We start from the raw sequence: 17,442 nt of genomic DNA on the forward strand, positions 1-17,442 counted from the left end.
AAAAATAATACTAATTATAACTAACTAGTATAAATTATTATGAAAAGCTAATTATAATAGTATATTAGTTAGGAGGTTTATAATTATGGGTATGGAAGATATAGAAAAGAAAATGAAGGAACTTTACAAAGATGTTAAGTCTGGTAAATTAACTGAAGAAATTGCAGAGGAAATATCAGAATTAATAGATAAAGTGGAAGAAATAGGTGGAGATTTTAAAGAAAGTTTTTCTTCTATGATAAATGATATGAAAGAATCTATTAAGAAAATGAAATAATTAATATAAATGGAGCTGTGGCAACAGCCCCATTTTTTGTATTATATATATTATTTATGTAATAATAAAATATTCTTGGATAAAAACACAAAAAAACTTTCCTGAATTGTACAAATATACTATTGAATAAAAACGATTCCAATTATATAATTGGATTATAGAAAGATAATGTATAAAATAATTATACATTTTATTTCTTAGTTCTTTGGAAACGTTACCGGTTTTCTAAAAATAAATAATTTATATGGGAGGGAGCTCATGTATGGATTAAGAAATTCTTTTAAAAAGATAAGTGAAGAAATTCAGATTCCCTTCAAGCTAGTCGATAAAGATGGAGCCATCTTAGCAGATTTTCTTTCTCAAGTAAATGTAAAAACCATAAGTTGTCCAATTAATATTCCCACAGAAGAATTAACATTAGAAACTTATGAGAATTATAGTAACTGTATAGCCTTATTAAAATGCTTTTTAGAGCAGGAACTTGGAAATACAGTTAAGTCTAAGGAGGAAATTATACAAGATATTTTAAGAGGAAAAGAATTTTCAGATGATATCTTAAAAGAAGTTATTAAGTACAAGCCTTTCAAATTAATACTTGTTTATCTAAATGAAAAACAAGTAAAAAAAGGTTTGGAAATAATAAAAAATAATCCTTTAGAAGATGACAGTATTATAGTAACTCAGGATGAATATATTCTAATTATAAGCAAAAATGAAATTAGCAAGGAAAAAATAAATGAGTTATTCAAATTAATAAGTAAGAATATAACAAAAAAAGTCTATATGACTTACTGCAATATAAATGAATATAAAGAATTAAAAGAAAGATTTGAATACTTAAAAGGAAATATAGGAATTTGCATAAAATATGAATTGGCATCTAAGGTTTACGGAGAAAATTCTTTATTACTTGAAAAAATGGTTAATAACGCAAGTGATGATGAAATAACTCGTGCATATAAGCAATATAATAATATTTTTTCTAAATTAGATAATGAGCTAATTAAGACTATAGAAGTATTTTTTGGAGAAGGACTTAAGATTAGTGAGTCTGCTGAAAAATTATACATTCATAGAAACACATTGTTTTATAGAATAGATAAAATAAAAAAGATCATCAATTATGATATTTCTAACTTCAATGAAGCGCTAGAATTCAAAATACTATTCTTACTTTGGAAAGAAGCTATAAATAGTAGCAGGTTATAGGGTTAAGTGGAAACGGTACCGGAAAGGTTACCTGAAAATGTTATCAATAAGTTAATAAACCTAAAAAGGGTTTATAATATAAAGATCAAAAATAGATTTTGGGAGGAATATATTATGGTAAAACGTTCAAAATTATTAGCAGTTTTAATTGCTGGTATAATTACAACAACTGCATTTGTTGGTTGTGGAAGTAAGAGTGAAGATGGGGGCGCTACTTCAGAAGAAAAGAAAACATTAACTGTTTGGTCTCACTTTACTACAAACGAAGTTCAAGAATTTGAAAAGGTAGCTAAGGCTTGGGGAGAAGAAAATAATGTTGAAGTTAGCGTTGTTGAAGACCAAGGAAAATTCCAAGAAATGATACAAGCTGCTCAAAGTGACAACGGACCAGATATAATTTTAGGAGTTCCACATGATAATTTAGGAACATTCCAAAAAGCTGGAGTTGCAGCAGAAGTACCTGCTGGAATGGTATCAGAAGATAAATATACTTCTAAAGCATTAGTTGATGCAGTAACTATAGATGGTAAGATTTATGCTATACCATTTGCTCAAGAAACAACATCAATGTTCTATAATAAAGATTTAGTTAAAGAAGTTCCAAAGACTATGGAAGAGTTAGTTGCTCAAGCAAAAGAAGTTGGATTTGTTTATAATATAAATGATTTCTATTTCTCATCTGCATTCCTTTTCGCTAATGGCGGATATGTTTATAAGAACAATAATGGTACATTAGATCCAAGTGATATTGGACTTGGTAATGAAGGTGCTGTAAAAGGACTTCAATTTATTTCTGATTTAGTAAATAAAGATAAATTAATGGCTGCAGATATTACTGGTGATATAGCTAAGGGAGAATTTACTTCAGGTAAGGCTGGATTCTATTTCTCAGGTCCTTGGGATGTTGCTGGTGCTAAAGAAGCAGGGTTAAACTTTGGTGTTATCCCAATGCCTACTTTAAATGGAAATGCTCCAAGTACTTTCTTAGGTGTTCAAACTTCATTTGTTAATGAAAATTCTAAGAATAAAGATTTAGCATGGAAGCTTATGGAAGAGTTTGTTAATAAGGGACAAGATATAGTTTATAAAACTGGTAGCAGAATTCCAGTAGCTAAAGACTATTCTATTGATAATGAATATACTAAAGCATTTATGGAACAAGCTAAAGTTGCTAGTCCAATGCCAAACATAGTTGAAGTACAAGCTATGTGGGAACCAGCTGGTAACAATTTAAAATTATTAACTTCTGGACAAGTTGATGCAGCAACTGCTGGTAAGAACATGGTTGAACAAGTTAAAGAAGGTATAAAACAAATTAAATAATATATAGCTAAATAGAGATAGGTGTATACCTATCTCTATAAAAGATAAAGGGGGATTTTAAATGGGCATGAAGAGTAAAAGTCCTAAAGCTTATTATTTCTTAGCTCCAGCACTTATTTCAATATGCATATTTACACTATTTCCAGTAATATCAACAGTATTCTATGCTTTTACTGATTATACTCAATATTCTAAAGGTGAAATTAATTTTGTAGGTTTATCAAACTTTATAGAAGTTTTGGTTGGACCATTTAAAGAAACATTTTTACCTGTATTTGGATGGACGATGATTTTTGCAATAATATCAACCCTTGGATGTTTCTTATTAGGGTTAGTTATAGCATTAGTTTTAAATAACCCTAACATTAAAGAAAGAGGATTTTATAAAGGAATTTTAATACTTCCTTGGGCATTACCAGCATCAGTTGCTATTATATCATTTCAAGGATTATTTAATGGAAGCTATGGACAAATAAATAATTTCTTAATGCAAATTAATTTAATTCAAGAACCTTTAAAATGGCTAACAGATCCTAATTTAGCGAGAATAAGTATACTAATAGTTAATATATGGCTTGGATTCCCTTATATGATGAATGTTTGCTTAGGTTCTTTAGCAGCAATACCAGAAGTATATTATGAAGCAGCAGAGGTAGATGGAGCTACTAAATGGAAACAATTTATGAATATAACAATACCATCAATAGCTAAAACTGCATATCCACTTATAATATCATCCTTTGCATTTAATTTTAATAACTTTGGTTCAGCCTTTTTAATTACAGCAGGAGGCCCTCCAAGATTAACTACTCAATTTGCAGGATATACAGACATATTAGCATCAGTAAATTACAAACTTTCAATGCAATTTGGTAGATTTGAGATTGCATCTGCACTTAGTATAATAATATTTATATTAATAGCAACAATTTCACTTATTCAAATGAAAGCATCTGGTCAGTTTGAGGAGGTTGAGTAATATGCAAACAGAAATAAATTTAAAAAATATTTCAATGAAAAAAGAAAAAGTAGTTTATAAAAAGAAACTAAGACCTGATGAAATAAGAACAGCTTGGTTTGGAAGAATATTTATATGGATAATGGTATTAATAACATTATTTCCTATAGTAGCTGTAATTTCTGCATCTATGGCAAAGGGAAATTCTTTTACTCAAACATCATTCTTTCCAAGAGAATGGACTCTTGATAATTATATAAAAGTATTTCAAAAAACAAATTTCTTATTATGGCTTAAAAATTCACTAATTATTTGTACTAGTGTTGCAGTGCTTCAATTAGTGTTATCAGTTCCAGCAGCTTTTGCTTTCTCTAAGCTAAGATTCTTTGGAAGAAAAAAAGGGCTTATGAGTTTACTAATACTTCAAATGTTCCCAGCAGCTATGGCATTACCAGCAATAATGGGAATAGTTTTCACATATAACTTAACTAATAAACCAATAGTATTAATACTTATATTAGCAGGTGGTAGTGCATATAATATTTGGCTTTTAAAGGGAGCAGTAGATGGTATTCCAGATGAATTAGTTGAAGCAGCGTATATTGACGGAGCATCTACATTTAAAGTATTTACATCAGTAATACTACCTTTATTAAGAAATATGTTAATAGTTATATTCTTATTTGCCTTTATAGGAGCTTATAGTGAATTTATGTTTACTTCAGCAATATTAAAGAATGCAGATGTACAAACTATTGTAACTGGATTACAAAAATTTATTAAGGATCAATTCGCAGCAAACTGGACTCAATATTCAGCAGCGGCAGTAATGGCTACAACACCAATTGTAATTATATTTATGCTTTTCCAAAAGTATATAGCAGGTGGATTAGTTTCTGGATCAGTAAAGGAATAGTATAATATAATAGAATAAATTTTGTTAAAATATAGTTTATAATGGAAACGGTACCGAATATTTTGTCGGATTTTGGAGGGCGTTATGATAAACATAAGAGATATTGCAAATATAGCTGGGGTAGGGGTTAGTACGGTATCACGTGTAATTAATAATCATCCAGACGTTAAAGAACAGACAAGAGAAAAAGTTTTAGAGATTATAAGAGAAAATAACTATATACCAAATAATAGTGCAAGAAATTTAAAAAAGAACAATTCAAATAATATTGGGGTATTAATAAAAGGGGTATTTAATCCTTTCTTCTCAGAAATGTTAGATTTAATTAGTAAACGAATATCTAAAGCAGGGTATTCAATGATATTAGAGCATCATGACTATTTAAGTGATGATGAAATGAATAATTTAATATCTATAATAAAAGAAAAAAGACTACAAGGTGTTATATGTCTTGGAGGAAACTTTACAGACGTTAAGAATGATGACTTTAAAGATATCAATGTTCCTATAGTGCTAACATCTATTAATCATAAGTATGGAAAAGAGTTATCTAAATTTTCATCAGTATCAATAGATAATGAAAAAGCAGCTTATTCTGCTACTAAGTATTTAATAGATTGTGGTCATAAAAATATAGCTTTAATGCTAGGAGATGAATTTGATATTGGAATTAGTCATCGAAGAGAAGCTGGATATTTAAAAGCTTTAATTGATAATGGAATTTCAGTTAATAGGGAATATAGAATTTTAGGTAATTATGATTATAGAGGAGCCTATGAAGAAACCACAAAATTTTTAGATGAACATAAGGAAGTTACAGCTATATTTGCAATATCAGACATAATGGCTGTGGGATGTGCTAAGGCTATAAAAGATAAAGGATTAATAGTAGGAAAAGATATTTCAATTATAGGATTCGATGGTATGGATATAAGTGAATTTTATAATCCTACTATAACAACAGTTATACAACCTAAAGTGGAAATGGCTAAAATTAGTGTGGATTTATTATTAGATTTAATGATGAATAAAACAGATAATAAACACATTATTCTTAATACAGAATTAATAAAAAGAGAATCAACAAACCCTAGGATAGAATAATAAAAATTATTATTATAAATTTTAAGATTATACCCTTAAACAGAATTTTGCAAATCTTTTATTAAAAATGTTATACTAGTGTTGTGTTAAAAATATACAACTTTGGTAGAAGTGAGGTAGTAAAATGGAAAGAAGTAGTGGAATATTAATGCATATTTCATCATTACCTGGAAAGTATGGAATAGGTACTTTTGGGAAGGAAGCCTTTTCATTTATAGATTTCTTAAAAAAAAGTGGACAAAAATATTGGCAGATACTTCCCCTGGGGCAAACAGGATATGGAGATTCTCCATACCAATGTTTTTCAGCTTTTGCTGGTAATCCATACTTTATAGATTTCGATATATTAGAAAAAGAAGGCTTATTAAATAAGGTTGACTATGAAAATTTAGATTATGGTTCAAAAGAGGATGCAGTTGAATATCAAAAGTTATTTATAAATAAAAATAAGGTTCTTAGAATTGCTTATGAGAATTCAAAAGGAAAGTATACTAAGGAATTAAAAGAATTTATATCAGAAAATAAATTTTGGTTAGAAGATTATTCTTTATATATGGCAGTTAAAAATCATTTTGATTTAGTTAGTTGGCATAATTGGGATGATGATATAAGGCTTAGAAAAAAAGAAGCAATGAATCATTATAAGGCCTTACTAAAAGATGAGATCGATTATTGGATATTTATTCAATATATCTTCTTTAAGCAATGGAATGACTTAAAGAAATATGCTAACGAAAATAAAATAGCTATAATAGGGGATATACCAATATATGTGGCTGAAGATAGTGCAGATATTTGGAGTAATCCTAAATATTTTAAAGTAGATAAGGATATGAAACCAATAACAGTTGCAGGTTGCCCTCCTGACACCTTCTCATGCACAGGACAATTATGGGGAAATCCTATTTACAATTGGAAAACCCTAGAAGAAGATGGGTATGAATGGTGGATAAAAAGAGTTAGAGAGAGCTTTAAAATATATGATGTAGTTAGAATTGATCATTTTAGAGGATTTGAAGCTTATTGGGAAATTCCATATGGAGATAAAACAGCTGAAAATGGTAAGTGGACAAAGGGACCTGGAACTAAGCTTTTCAAAGCAATAAAAGACAAGCTTGGAGATGTACAAATAATTGCAGAAGATTTAGGAATGATGACAGAAGAAGTAATCAAACTTAGAGATTATACAGGTTTCCCAGGAATGAAGATACTTGAATTTGCCTTTGGTGGAGAAGATAGTGGAGATTTACCACATAACTATCCACTAAACTGTGTAGCCTATACAGGAACTCATGATAATGATACAGTATGTGGCTGGTACAACTCAACAGGAAGCACAGCAGAAATAGAAAAGGCTAAGAAATATCTTAAGTTAACTTACGAAGAAGGCATAGCTAGAGGGTTTATAAGAGGAGTATGGGCAAGTACTGCTTACTTAGCAATTACAACTATGCAAGATTTCTTAGGTCTAGGAAAAGAAGCTAGAATGAATTTCCCATCAACTCTAGGTGGAAACTGGATGTGGAGAGCAAAAGAAAATGATTTTACTGATAAACTAGCAAAAGAAATTTATGATTTAACTAAGCTTTATAATAGGTTATAGTTAATAAGTAATAAGTAAGAGTTCGGAGAGAGTTAGCAAGTAATAGTATAAACTTTATTTAATACAAATTACGAAAATATATTAATTATATATTTTAATATAGTGCTATTATAAAAGGTGTCTAATTAATTAGGCACTTTTTTGTTGCTCAAAATAGGTATTTATGGAATGAAATTAAAAATATAATAAATGAAAAAATAATAGTTTTAGGGTACAATTAAATTTAAATATTAAAAGATAGTAATTTTCTTATAGAGGAAAGGATAAGTAATGGATAAAAATTTAATTATAGAAAAAACTAAGGAGTTTGTTAAAAACAAACTATATGGAGAAGGAAGTGGACATGATTGGTTCCATATAGAAAGAGTATATAACTTAGCTAAATATATAGCAGAAAAGGAAAATGCAGATACATTTATTGTTGAAATGACAGCCTTACTACATGATATAGATGATTGGAAGTTTTCAAATACAAATGATAATAGTACTACAGTTACAGAAAATTTTCTAAGGTCTTTAGAAGTAGATGAGAATTCATTCCAAAAAATAATAAAAATAATAAAAACTATGTCCTATAAAGGAGGAGTTGTAGACTCAACTCAAAATACAATAGAAGGAAAAGTAGTTCAAGATGCTGATAGATTAGATGCTATAGGAGCAATTGGAATAGCAAGAACCTTTGCATATGGAGGACATAAAAATAGACCAATTTATGATCCAGCAATAAAGCCTATGGATTTTAAATCCTTAGAAGAAGTTAAAAATGCAGAAAACCATACAATAAATCATTTTTATGAAAAACTATTAAAATTAAAGGATTTAATGAATACAGCTACAGCAAAAGAAATAGCAGAAAAAAGACATAAATTTATGGAAGACTTCTTAGAAGAATTCTACAGAGAATGGAATTTAACTGAGACTCTAAATCTTTGATTTAGTTAGTGGAAGTTACTCCTACGAACAGAGTGAGTAGTGAGTTTCCTTTAAATAATTAATAATGCATAATGCACAATGCGTAATTGTTGTAATAATTCAGGCAAGCTGAATTATGAAATTTATAAAAGGAGCTGTATCAAAATTTATTTTGATACAGCCCCTTTTAATTTGATCTTAATAAGTCTAAGAAATCCCCAATTTTATTATTTCATTACTTTTTCAAATCTAAAGAAATCTTCTTTAAATTCACTATCTGAATCATTAAAACCTGGATAAGGATGATATTTATTAAAAAATTCAACTATTTTAAAGCCGCATTTATTAACATAGAAGTTAATGTTTCTTTTTTCGAAATAGGGAGTTACTAATTCCCATACCTTAGTTTCTGGATATTTTTCTTCTATACCTTTCCACACAGTATATCCTATTCCCTTACTATGACAATCTGGATAAACATATAATAAGTCTATTGAGTTATGATGGGTACTTTTATCTATTTTCAGTGCAACTCCAGCAACCTTCTTTTCATCTATATAAACATAATAAACCTCCACATTTGGGTTATATAATACTTCATCAATTTCTTTATCAGATATAACCTCTTCATCATTATCTCCAAATTCTTCTATAACAGAAATTGAAAGAATCTCTTGAACATCTTTTTTAAAATTGACATATTCATTTTCTTCTACTGTTCTAAAATGAGTTTTCATAATATTACCTCCATATTTAATTTAATATTTAATATAAGAATACTGAAAGTATATAATTAGTATAAAGTATACCATAATGGTAGAGTAAATGAGGTTTTTATGGAAAGTAACTTATTAATTATAGGAGAAATACCCAAAAGATTTAGATATAGTATTAACCCCCTGAAAATGTAGGTATCAATTATTTTTTGCTTTAATTATTATTTTATTTTTTCATGCCAATTTTGCTTCAGCAAAGAGGCCTTAATGGAATGTAAAATGCATAATGGGTAATTGTTTCCTTAATTCTACATTTTAATTTCTTCATTAAAAAAACTCCGGAGGAGTTTTAACCATAATTATGCATTATGCATTACGCATTATGCATTGATATTAAGCATTACGCATTATAGTTGTGCATTAATTTTAAGTTTGGGGTATAATATAAAGAAAAGGGTGATATTATGAAAGTGCTAGTTATGACTATAAATTTAAGGGCTGAATGGGTTCATTCTTTAAAAGAGAAAAGAATGGTAGTTAGAAGTATAACTCAAAAGCTTAAAAATAAATTTAATATATCTGTAAATGAAGTAGGTAATCAGGATATTCATAATTATATTACTATCGGAATATCAAGTATTTGTGCAACAACTGCACAAGTGGATTCAACATATGAAAACATCATAAATTTTGTTGAAGAAAATACAGATGCAGAGCTAATGAATATAAAAAGGGAAGTAATAATATTCTAAATTTTTTTGTAATAAATATTGACAATTTTGGTTAATAACAGTATAGTATTAATATAAAATTTAATAAACATTTTTTAATGTTTCTTATCAAGAGTGGTGGAGGGACTGGCCCTGTGAAACCCAGCAACCTATAATAGGATGTGATAGGCTTAATTATATTAGGCTAAATTACTCATATTAAGTTTGGTGCTAAATCCTGCAGCTTTTAAGCTGATAGATGAGAGAATAAATCAATAAGTGAATTTGTACGCACTGAGAATTTATTCTCTAGTGCGTTTTTTGTTTATTATTTTATTATTTTATTATTTTATAAAAACATACCTATCATATAAGTTCTTAGGAGGGACATAAATGATTGAAATTAGAAACTTAACTAAAAAATTTAATGATGTAGAAGTTATTAAACATGTATCATTATCAATTGAAGAAGGAAAGATATATGGAATAATAGGACATAGTGGAGCAGGGAAATCAACTTTACTTAGATGTATAAATGGACTTGAAAGTTATGAAGATGGTTCAATAAATGTTATGGGAAAAGAGGTTAAAGATTTAAAAGGCTATGAATTAAGAGAATTTAGAAAAAAGCTAGGTATGATATTTCAAGGCTTTAATTTATTAAACAGAAAAACTGTATTTGATAATGTAGCATTACCATTAGAAGTTTGGGGATTTGAAGAAGAGTATAAAGAGTATAGAAATAATTTAGGCGATAAAAAAGGTATTAGCTACAGAGATTATAGAAAGAAAAGAATAAATGAAAGGGTAAATGAACTTTTAGAATTAGTAGGACTTTCTGAAAAGGCAAAAGTAAAGCCAGCTAGTTTAAGTGGAGGGCAAAAACAAAGAGTAGCCATAGCAAGAGCATTGGCATTAGAACCTAAAATATTACTTTGTGATGAAGCAACCTCTGCATTAGATCCTAAGATAACAAAGGATATATTATCACTTTTAGATAAGATTAACAAAGAGTTAGGTATAACTATAGTTATAGTAACTCATCAAATGGAAGTAGTAAAAGAAGTTTGTGAGAAGGTTGCATTAATTGAGGGAGGAATTCTAAAAGCAGAAGGGAATTCAGAGGAGCTATTCTTAAGACCAGGGGTATCACTTAAAAAGTTCCTTGGAGAAGAAGAGGATCTTTTACCTGATAAGGGTATTAATATTAAATTATATTTCCCAAGTACATCTTCTGAAAATGCCCTTATAACCAAAATGGCAAGAGATTTAAATGTGGATTTTTCAATTGTTTGGGGAAAACTTGAAAAGTTTAGAGAAGATATATTAGGAAATTTAGTTATAAATATTGAGGAAGAAGATAAGGACAAGGTTATGGCTTATCTCGAAGAAAGAGATATAGTATTGGAGGTGCTTAATTAATGTCAGAAATATTAATAGAAGGGTTTAATAAAACCATAATAATGGTATTTTTCTCAACATTATTTTCAGTAATATTAGGTTTTATTCCAGCAATTGCATTAATAGTAACAGCACCAAAGGGATTAAAGCCAAATAAAGGGGTTTATAAAACTTTAGATACTATAATTAATATTTTAAGGGGTTTTCCATTCTTGATTTTAATGGTAGCAATAATGCCATTTACAAAATTATTAGTAGGAAAATCTATAGGTACAACAGCAGCAATAGTTCCACTTACTATAGCATCAGCACCATTTGTAGCAAGAATAATAGAATCAGCTTTAAAAGAAGTAGATCCAGGAGTAATTGAAGCAGCTAAGTCATTTGGAGCATCAAATATTCAAATAATATATAAGGTTATGCTTAAAGAAGCAGTACCATCAATAATTTCAGGCTTAACATTAACAATAATAAGCATAATTGGGTATTCAGCTATGGCGGGAACTGTAGGAGCAGGTGGACTTGGTGATTTAGCAATAAGATATGGATATCAAAGATATCAAACAGATATAATGATAGTAACAGTAATAATTTTAGTAGTAATAGTACAAGTTCTACAATCACTAGGAAATTATTTATATAAAAAATTATCACAATAAAATTAATGAATTAAAAAATTAGAGAATGAAAAAATTAAAAAATGAAATAATGAAAAAATTAGTGAAGAAACTCCGAAGGAGTTTCAACCAATATTCTTTAATTCTTTCATTTCGATTTTGCGGTAGCAAAAGAGAAGTTTCATTATTTCATTTAATTATGCATTATGCATTACGCATTATCAATTATTATAAGGGGGCTTTAAATATGAAAAGAAAATCAATTTTATCAATTTTATTAGCAGGGGCTTTAGCAATAGGCTTAGTAGGATGTGGAGATAAGGCAGATAATAACTCGGGTTCAGCATCTGAAGATAAAACAATAACAATAGGGGTTAGTCCTGTTCCTCATAAGGAAATAGTAGAACAAATTAAACCAGATCTTGAAGCAGAAGGATATACAGTAAAAATAGTAGAGTTTACTGATTATGTAACACCTAATACAGCATTAGATGAAGGGGAATTAGATGCAAACTACTTCCAACACATAGCTTATTTAAATGAAACTAATGAAAGTAAGGGATTAGATTTAACTTATACGGCAGCTATCCACTTAGAACCATTAGCAGCTTATTCAAAATCTATTACAGATTTAAAAGATATTAAAGATGGAGCATCAGTTGCTATACCAAATGATCCATCAAATGAAGCTAGAGCTTTAAGATTAATTGAAAAGGCAGGTTTAATTAAATTAAATGATGGAGAATTAGTTACTCCTAAGGATATTACAGAAAATCCTAAGAATTTAAAATTTGAAGAGTTAGAAGCAGCACAATTACCTAGAGTATTAGAAGAAGTAGATTTAGCTGTTATTAATGGAAACTATGCACTTGAAGCAGGATTAAATCCATCTAAAGAAGCTTTAGCAATAGAAGATGCAAATGCAGAAGCAGCTAAAAATTATAGAAATATATTAGCTGTTAAAAAAGGAAATGAAAATAGTGAAAAGATTCAAGCTTTAACAAAGGCTTTAACTTCTGAAAAAGTTAAGAATTTTATAGAAGAAAAATATAGTGATGGAACAGTAATTCCAGCATTCTAGGAAATTATAAATAGTGCTTTAAAATTCAAAGTGAAATTAGAAATTAATATGTTAAATATATAAATAGATAAGTATTATGTAAGTCTCACTTAGAGAATCTAAGAGAAATTAATATAGTATTTATCTATTTTTTTAGTATTAATAAATAAAATCTACTTCAATGCATATGTTATAATTGGATAGAAATAAAGAAAAGGGTGGGACTAATGAAAAAGATATACATATTATTATTAGGCATTGTTACCACTATTTTTATAGGATGCAAAGCTAATGATAATTCAATTATGGAAAAAGGTATTTCTAATGAAGAGAATTTAGGGTCAACTAATAATAAGCGTAAACAAGTATCTGAAAGTAAAAATAGTATAGATTTAATTGATAGAAAAGTAAATGAAGTCTTAGGAGATTATAAGGATAATGTAGCTATTTATTTTAAAAATTTAAATACTAATGAAGAGTATACTTTGAATGAAAATACATATTATGTTGCGGCAAGCACCAATAAAGTTCCTTTATCTATGTTAATTTTAGATGAGGTAAATAGAGGAGAAAAGTCCTTAGATGATTTGCTTTATTTTATTGAAGAGGATAGAGAAATAGGCAGTGGATTATTATATGATTTAGAAGAGGTGCCTAATTTAACTATTAACGAAGCTATTTATCTATCTATTGTTAATTCTGATAATATAGCTAAAAATATGCTAATAAGAGTAGCAAAAAATGATATTACTGATTATATGAAGGAGATAACACAAGATAATAGTATTCCATACGGAAATTATTTAACAGCAAGGCAACTTGGTATTTTATTAAATAAACTATATGAAAATCCAGATAATAATCCTTATTATAATCAGCTTATAGAATATATGACTGAAACTACTTATCATGATAGATTAGATAAATATTTAGATTATGATAAAGTTGCCCATAAGATTGGGAATTATTATAGATATTATCATGATATAGGGATAATTTATGGTGAAGATCCTTATATATTAGTTGTATTAACTAAGGATATTGGAGATTTAAGCACAGAACCTTATGAAGAGGGTGGAGAAAATGAAAGATACTTACTTGATTGGGGAGAAGAAGCTTTTGAACTTATAGCTAGTTTATCTAGAGAAATATATACTATAGTAGAAGAAAGTAAAAGGTAGGTGATACTTTGGAAAAGTTATACTATGAAAATCAATACATAAAAGAATTTAATGCCAAGGTAATAGAAGTTAAAGAAATTAATGAGAAATTTCATATTGTTTTAGATAAAACGGCTTTTTTCCCAGGGGGAGGAGGGCAAAGCTGTGATTTAGGATACATAAATGATAATGAAGTTTTAGATGTCTATGAAGAAAATAAGCTAATTTATCATGTATTAAAGGAATCTTTTAAAATTAATGATAATGTATTATGTAAAATAGATTGGAATAGAAGAGAAGATGGAATGCATCAGCATTTAGGACAACATATTTTATCAGGTTGCTTTTTTAAATTATTTAATGCCAATACAGTAAGTATTCATTTAGGAAAAGAAATAAGTACAGTAGATATTATAGGTGAACTTAATGAAGAAATGGTTAGAAGGGCAGAAGACTTAGCTAACGAAGTTATTCATAGGGGAATAAAGATAAGCTTTTTAGTTCCTAATGAAGAAGAATTAAATAATATGAATTTAAGAAGGGATTTACCTAATACAGAAGAGGATATTAGAGTAGTTAAAATCGGAGACTTAGATATTAATGCTTGTTGTGGAGTACATCCTAGTAAAACATCAGATTTAAGAATGATAAAAATTAAAAAGTTTGAGAAAAACAAGGGAAATACAAGAATAGAATTCTTAGCGGGAGAAAGAGCTATTAAGGATTCATTACTTAAAGATAAATTCCTTAGAGAAATTTGTAATTATTTAAATAGCAATGAATATGAAGCTTTAAATGGAATAAAGAATTTAAAGAATTCTCTAGAAGAATTAAAAGTTGAGAAGAAGATATTAGAAGAAGAGTTATTAAAGAAGGAAGAAGTAGAGCTTATAAAAGAAGGAAAAGAATTAGATAAATATATTGTTATTGAGAAAATATTTTTAAATAAATCCACAGAGTATGTTACAAGACTTTCTAATAAAATAACAGAAAAAGAAAATCTTATCTGTTTATTTGCAATAAAAAATAAGGAAAAAGCTAACGTTATTCTTTCTGCTTCAAAAAATATAGATAATATTAATATGGGTAAAATCCTTAAAGAAAATATTTCTATAATAAATGGAAAAGGTGGAGGAAGCAAGACTTTAGCACAAGGATTAGGAGAAGCTAATAAAATAGAAGAGTTTTTAGATAATATAAATAAAAAAATCAATTTTTAAGATTGATATATAGACATATCATATTGTTGAAATTTTAATGATAAAAATTAAATTTGTAACCAACTATCGAAATTCCCAATATACTAGAATATAAGTAATGAAATATTTATATTATAACTATATAAATAATGGGAGGGAAAGAGTTGGCAAAATGGGTATTAGATGCAGGTCACGGCGGAAAAGACTCAGGAACAGTAGGTAAAAATGGAAGACGAGAATCTGATATTACTTTAGAAGCTGTTTATGAGGCAAAAAGATTATTAGAAAGAAACGGCGAAATAGTATTGCTTACAAGAGCATCTGATATATACTTAGATGTCATAGACAGAGTAGAAATAGCAAATAATTGGGAGGCAGATTATTTTGTTAGCTTCCATATGAACTCCTTTGTAGATAATTCTGTTACAGGAACTGAAATTGTAATATTTGAAAAGGGTCATAAATCAGAAGAATTAGCAAGGTTTCTAAAGGATGAATTACTTGCTAATTTAAAATCAAAGGATAGAGGAATAAAGGAAGCAAGTTACACTATTTTAAGGCAAACTAAGATGCCTGCAGTTATTATTGAAGCTGAATTCCTATCAAATGAAGACATAGAAAAGAACTTTAGTAGTATTAAATATGGATATATGGTAGCAAAAGCTTGTTTAACTATGGTTAATAAAGTTTTAATTGATCTTCCAATTAAAAAGCCCAAAACTCCTACTAGAGAAGGTTGGAGGATTTGCATTGGATATTATAGGGATTATGAAACAGCTGAAGAAGAGGTTATTAGATTACAAAATGAAGGTTTTAAAGATGCCTATGTTGTTCCATATCCTGAAGAGAATATAATTAATAGAAGTAAGAACTAATAAGTAAGAGTGAAGAGATAGGCAAGAGGGAAGTTAATAATTAAGGAATGAAAAAATGAAATAATATAATAATGAAAAAATAAAGGCATGACAGAATTATATAAGTAAAGAATTAAGTAATTAAATAGTTAGGTAAATAAGGGGATTTAAGTACGGTATGGCTAAGAAGGTTGTACCGTATTTTTATTTAATATTTGTAGTATTATTCTAATAGTGAGATATTATCTTTATTGTTAAAAAGAGTAAATAAAGTTATAATATTTAAAAGACTTGAAAGGTGGATAAATATGCGAAGAGTAGATAGGGAAGTAAAAAACATTAAAGACAAAATCGAAATAATAAACAGTTGTAAGGTTGTTAGATTGGCTATGAAGGATAAGGAAGGGTTGTACATATTACCTCTTAATTTTGGATATTCATATTTAGATGATAAGTTAACTTTGTATTTTCATTCCGCTAAAAGAGGAAGAAAATTAGAGGCTATAATGGAAAATCCAGAAGTAGCCTTTGAAATGGATTGTGCACATAGATTAATTGAAGCAGAAATTCCTTGTCTTTATGGATTTGCTTATAAAAGTGTTATAGGTAATGGTGTTGCTTCAATAGTTGAAGATATGGAAGAAAAGAAAGTAGCGCTTTCATTACTTATGAAGCACCAAGCCGAAAAAGATTTTGTTTTTGAAGACAGGCATGCAAAGGCTGTATCTGTTTTTAAGGTAGATGTTACTGATTTCTCTGCCAAGGAACATCAATAAATATATTAGGAGAAATAAAAATGATAAGTAACTATTTATATTTAATTTCTATAGGATTAGCATTTTTAACAATTATATTTATAATCTATAATTACATTTTATTAAGAAAAAGAGTAAAATCCCCTCATAGAGATGAAGAGAAAAAAGAAAATATAATAAGAAGAATAAAAAATAATATAATAACTTTTATAGGTATATTGATAATTTCCATAGCATTTATAGTTTATTTTTCAAGACCAGTAGATATATATGAAGCAGTAGGAATAGGTGAAAATATAAATTATGAAACTATTAGCAGCTATGGCAGTACTAATACTAGTAAAATAGAATTAAAAAATGGAAAAGAATTATTTAATTTGCTAGAAAAATATAAGTATACAAGAACTTTTAATTTTGCTGATGCAACTGGTGGAGAAGGAGTATTTATTTCATTAGAAAATACTGATGGAGAGTTAGGATTTATTGAAATTTGGAAAAGTGGATATATAAGAAGGCCAAATTATAAAGTTTATAAGATACAATCAGAAGATAAGGAAGCTTTATATACTGAAATATCAAATATTTTTAAAGAATAGAATAGAACTTTAAAAACTCCTTATAAACTTGACCCTGTCAAGTAGACAATAGGAAAAAAGACTCTTCATTAT

Annotated in this window: 18 protein-coding genes and 1 riboswitch; of the genes, 17 read left to right on the plus strand and 1 reads right to left on the minus strand. The window is 28.1% G+C overall.

Annotated elements, in window-relative coordinates; translation table 11 throughout:
- Window positions 1–85 precede the first annotated feature (85 nt).
- The 8 genes from HUJ77_RS04215 (at window position 86) to HUJ77_RS04250 (ending at window position 8,323) form a co-directional block, all read left to right on the plus strand.
- A complete protein-coding gene (locus HUJ77_RS04215) occupies window positions 86–277 on the plus strand; it encodes a hypothetical protein (protein ID WP_291707326.1) in 192 nt (63 codons plus the stop codon).
- 258 nt (window positions 278–535) lie between these two features.
- Window positions 536–1,486 (plus strand): helix-turn-helix domain-containing protein, encoded by a 951-nt coding sequence (locus HUJ77_RS04220; RefSeq protein WP_291707327.1) that lies wholly within the window; start codon window positions 536–538, stop codon window positions 1,484–1,486.
- A gap of 114 nt (window positions 1,487–1,600) precedes the next feature.
- Window positions 1,601–2,809 (plus strand): maltose ABC transporter substrate-binding protein, encoded by a 1,209-nt coding sequence (locus HUJ77_RS04225; protein WP_291707328.1) that lies wholly within the window; start codon window positions 1,601–1,603, stop codon window positions 2,807–2,809.
- A 61-nt stretch (window positions 2,810–2,870) separates the two neighbouring features.
- The gene (locus tag HUJ77_RS04230) at window positions 2,871–3,788 is read left to right on the plus strand and encodes a sugar ABC transporter permease (RefSeq protein WP_291707329.1); all 918 of its coding nucleotides are present in this window, start codon (window positions 2,871–2,873) and stop codon (window positions 3,786–3,788) included.
- Between the two features lies 1 nt (window position 3,789).
- Window positions 3,790–4,683 carry an ABC transporter permease subunit gene (locus HUJ77_RS04235; RefSeq protein WP_291707330.1) on the plus strand — a complete coding sequence of 298 codons (894 nt, stop codon included), beginning with the start codon at window positions 3,790–3,792 and terminating at the stop codon, window positions 4,681–4,683.
- A gap of 87 nt (window positions 4,684–4,770) precedes the next feature.
- Window positions 4,771–5,787 (plus strand): LacI family DNA-binding transcriptional regulator, encoded by a 1,017-nt coding sequence (locus HUJ77_RS04240; protein ID WP_291707389.1) that lies wholly within the window; start codon window positions 4,771–4,773, stop codon window positions 5,785–5,787.
- 124 nt (window positions 5,788–5,911) lie between these two features.
- The gene (gene malQ / locus HUJ77_RS04245) at window positions 5,912–7,390 is read left to right on the plus strand and encodes a 4-alpha-glucanotransferase (protein ID WP_291707331.1); all 1,479 of its coding nucleotides are present in this window, start codon (window positions 5,912–5,914) and stop codon (window positions 7,388–7,390) included.
- Window positions 7,391–7,660: 270 nt separating this feature from the next.
- Window positions 7,661–8,323, plus strand: a complete 663-nt coding sequence (locus tag HUJ77_RS04250) for an HD domain-containing protein (protein ID WP_291707332.1) — start codon at window positions 7,661–7,663, stop codon at window positions 8,321–8,323.
- Window positions 8,324–8,529: 206 nt separating this feature from the next.
- On the opposite strand, the gene HUJ77_RS04255 is transcribed toward HUJ77_RS04250, so the two are convergent.
- Entirely contained in the window at window positions 8,530–9,039 is a 510-nt protein-coding gene (locus HUJ77_RS04255) for a GNAT family N-acetyltransferase (RefSeq protein WP_291707333.1), read from the minus strand.
- Between the two features lie 443 nt (window positions 9,040–9,482).
- On the opposite strand from HUJ77_RS04255, the gene HUJ77_RS04260 reads away from it, so the two are divergent.
- From HUJ77_RS04260 to HUJ77_RS04300, 9 genes are all read left to right on the plus strand, one after another.
- On the plus strand, window positions 9,483–9,770 hold the full coding sequence (locus tag HUJ77_RS04260; protein WP_291707334.1) for a DUF503 domain-containing protein: 288 nt from the start codon (window positions 9,483–9,485) through the stop codon (window positions 9,768–9,770).
- A gap of 81 nt (window positions 9,771–9,851) precedes the next feature.
- A riboswitch (SAM riboswitch) is annotated at window positions 9,852–9,994 on the plus strand.
- Window positions 9,995–10,121: 127 nt separating this feature from the next.
- On the plus strand, window positions 10,122–11,150 hold the full coding sequence (locus HUJ77_RS04265; protein ID WP_291707335.1) for a methionine ABC transporter ATP-binding protein: 1,029 nt from the start codon (window positions 10,122–10,124) through the stop codon (window positions 11,148–11,150).
- A complete protein-coding gene (locus tag HUJ77_RS04270) occupies window positions 11,150–11,788 on the plus strand; it encodes a methionine ABC transporter permease (RefSeq protein ID WP_291707336.1) in 639 nt (212 codons plus the stop codon). The genes HUJ77_RS04265 and HUJ77_RS04270 overlap by 1 nt, the downstream gene beginning before the upstream one ends.
- Window positions 11,789–11,993: 205 nt before the next feature.
- Entirely contained in the window at window positions 11,994–12,827 is an 834-nt protein-coding gene (locus tag HUJ77_RS04275) for a MetQ/NlpA family ABC transporter substrate-binding protein (RefSeq protein ID WP_291707337.1), read from the plus strand.
- A 206-nt stretch (window positions 12,828–13,033) separates the two neighbouring features.
- Entirely contained in the window at window positions 13,034–13,987 is a 954-nt protein-coding gene (locus tag HUJ77_RS04280; protein WP_291707338.1) for a serine hydrolase, read from the plus strand.
- 8 nt (window positions 13,988–13,995) lie between these two features.
- A complete protein-coding gene (locus tag HUJ77_RS04285) occupies window positions 13,996–15,186 on the plus strand; it encodes a DHHA1 domain-containing protein (RefSeq protein WP_291707339.1) in 1,191 nt (396 codons plus the stop codon).
- Between the two features lie 143 nt (window positions 15,187–15,329).
- Window positions 15,330–16,040: an N-acetylmuramoyl-L-alanine amidase gene (locus tag HUJ77_RS04290; RefSeq protein WP_291707340.1), complete on the plus strand. Its 711-nt coding sequence runs from the start codon at window positions 15,330–15,332 to the stop codon at window positions 16,038–16,040.
- 287 nt (window positions 16,041–16,327) lie between these two features.
- Window positions 16,328–16,795: a pyridoxamine 5'-phosphate oxidase family protein gene (locus tag HUJ77_RS04295; protein ID WP_291707341.1), complete on the plus strand. Its 468-nt coding sequence runs from the start codon at window positions 16,328–16,330 to the stop codon at window positions 16,793–16,795.
- A 20-nt stretch (window positions 16,796–16,815) separates the two neighbouring features.
- The gene (locus HUJ77_RS04300; RefSeq protein WP_291707342.1) at window positions 16,816–17,370 is read left to right on the plus strand and encodes a hypothetical protein; all 555 of its coding nucleotides are present in this window, start codon (window positions 16,816–16,818) and stop codon (window positions 17,368–17,370) included.
- Window positions 17,371–17,442: the final 72 nt, after the last annotated feature.

Origin of the sequence: Clostridium sp. (genome assembly GCF_021443865.1) — a bacterium.
Lineage (GTDB): Bacteria > Bacillota > Clostridia > Clostridiales > Clostridiaceae > Clostridium.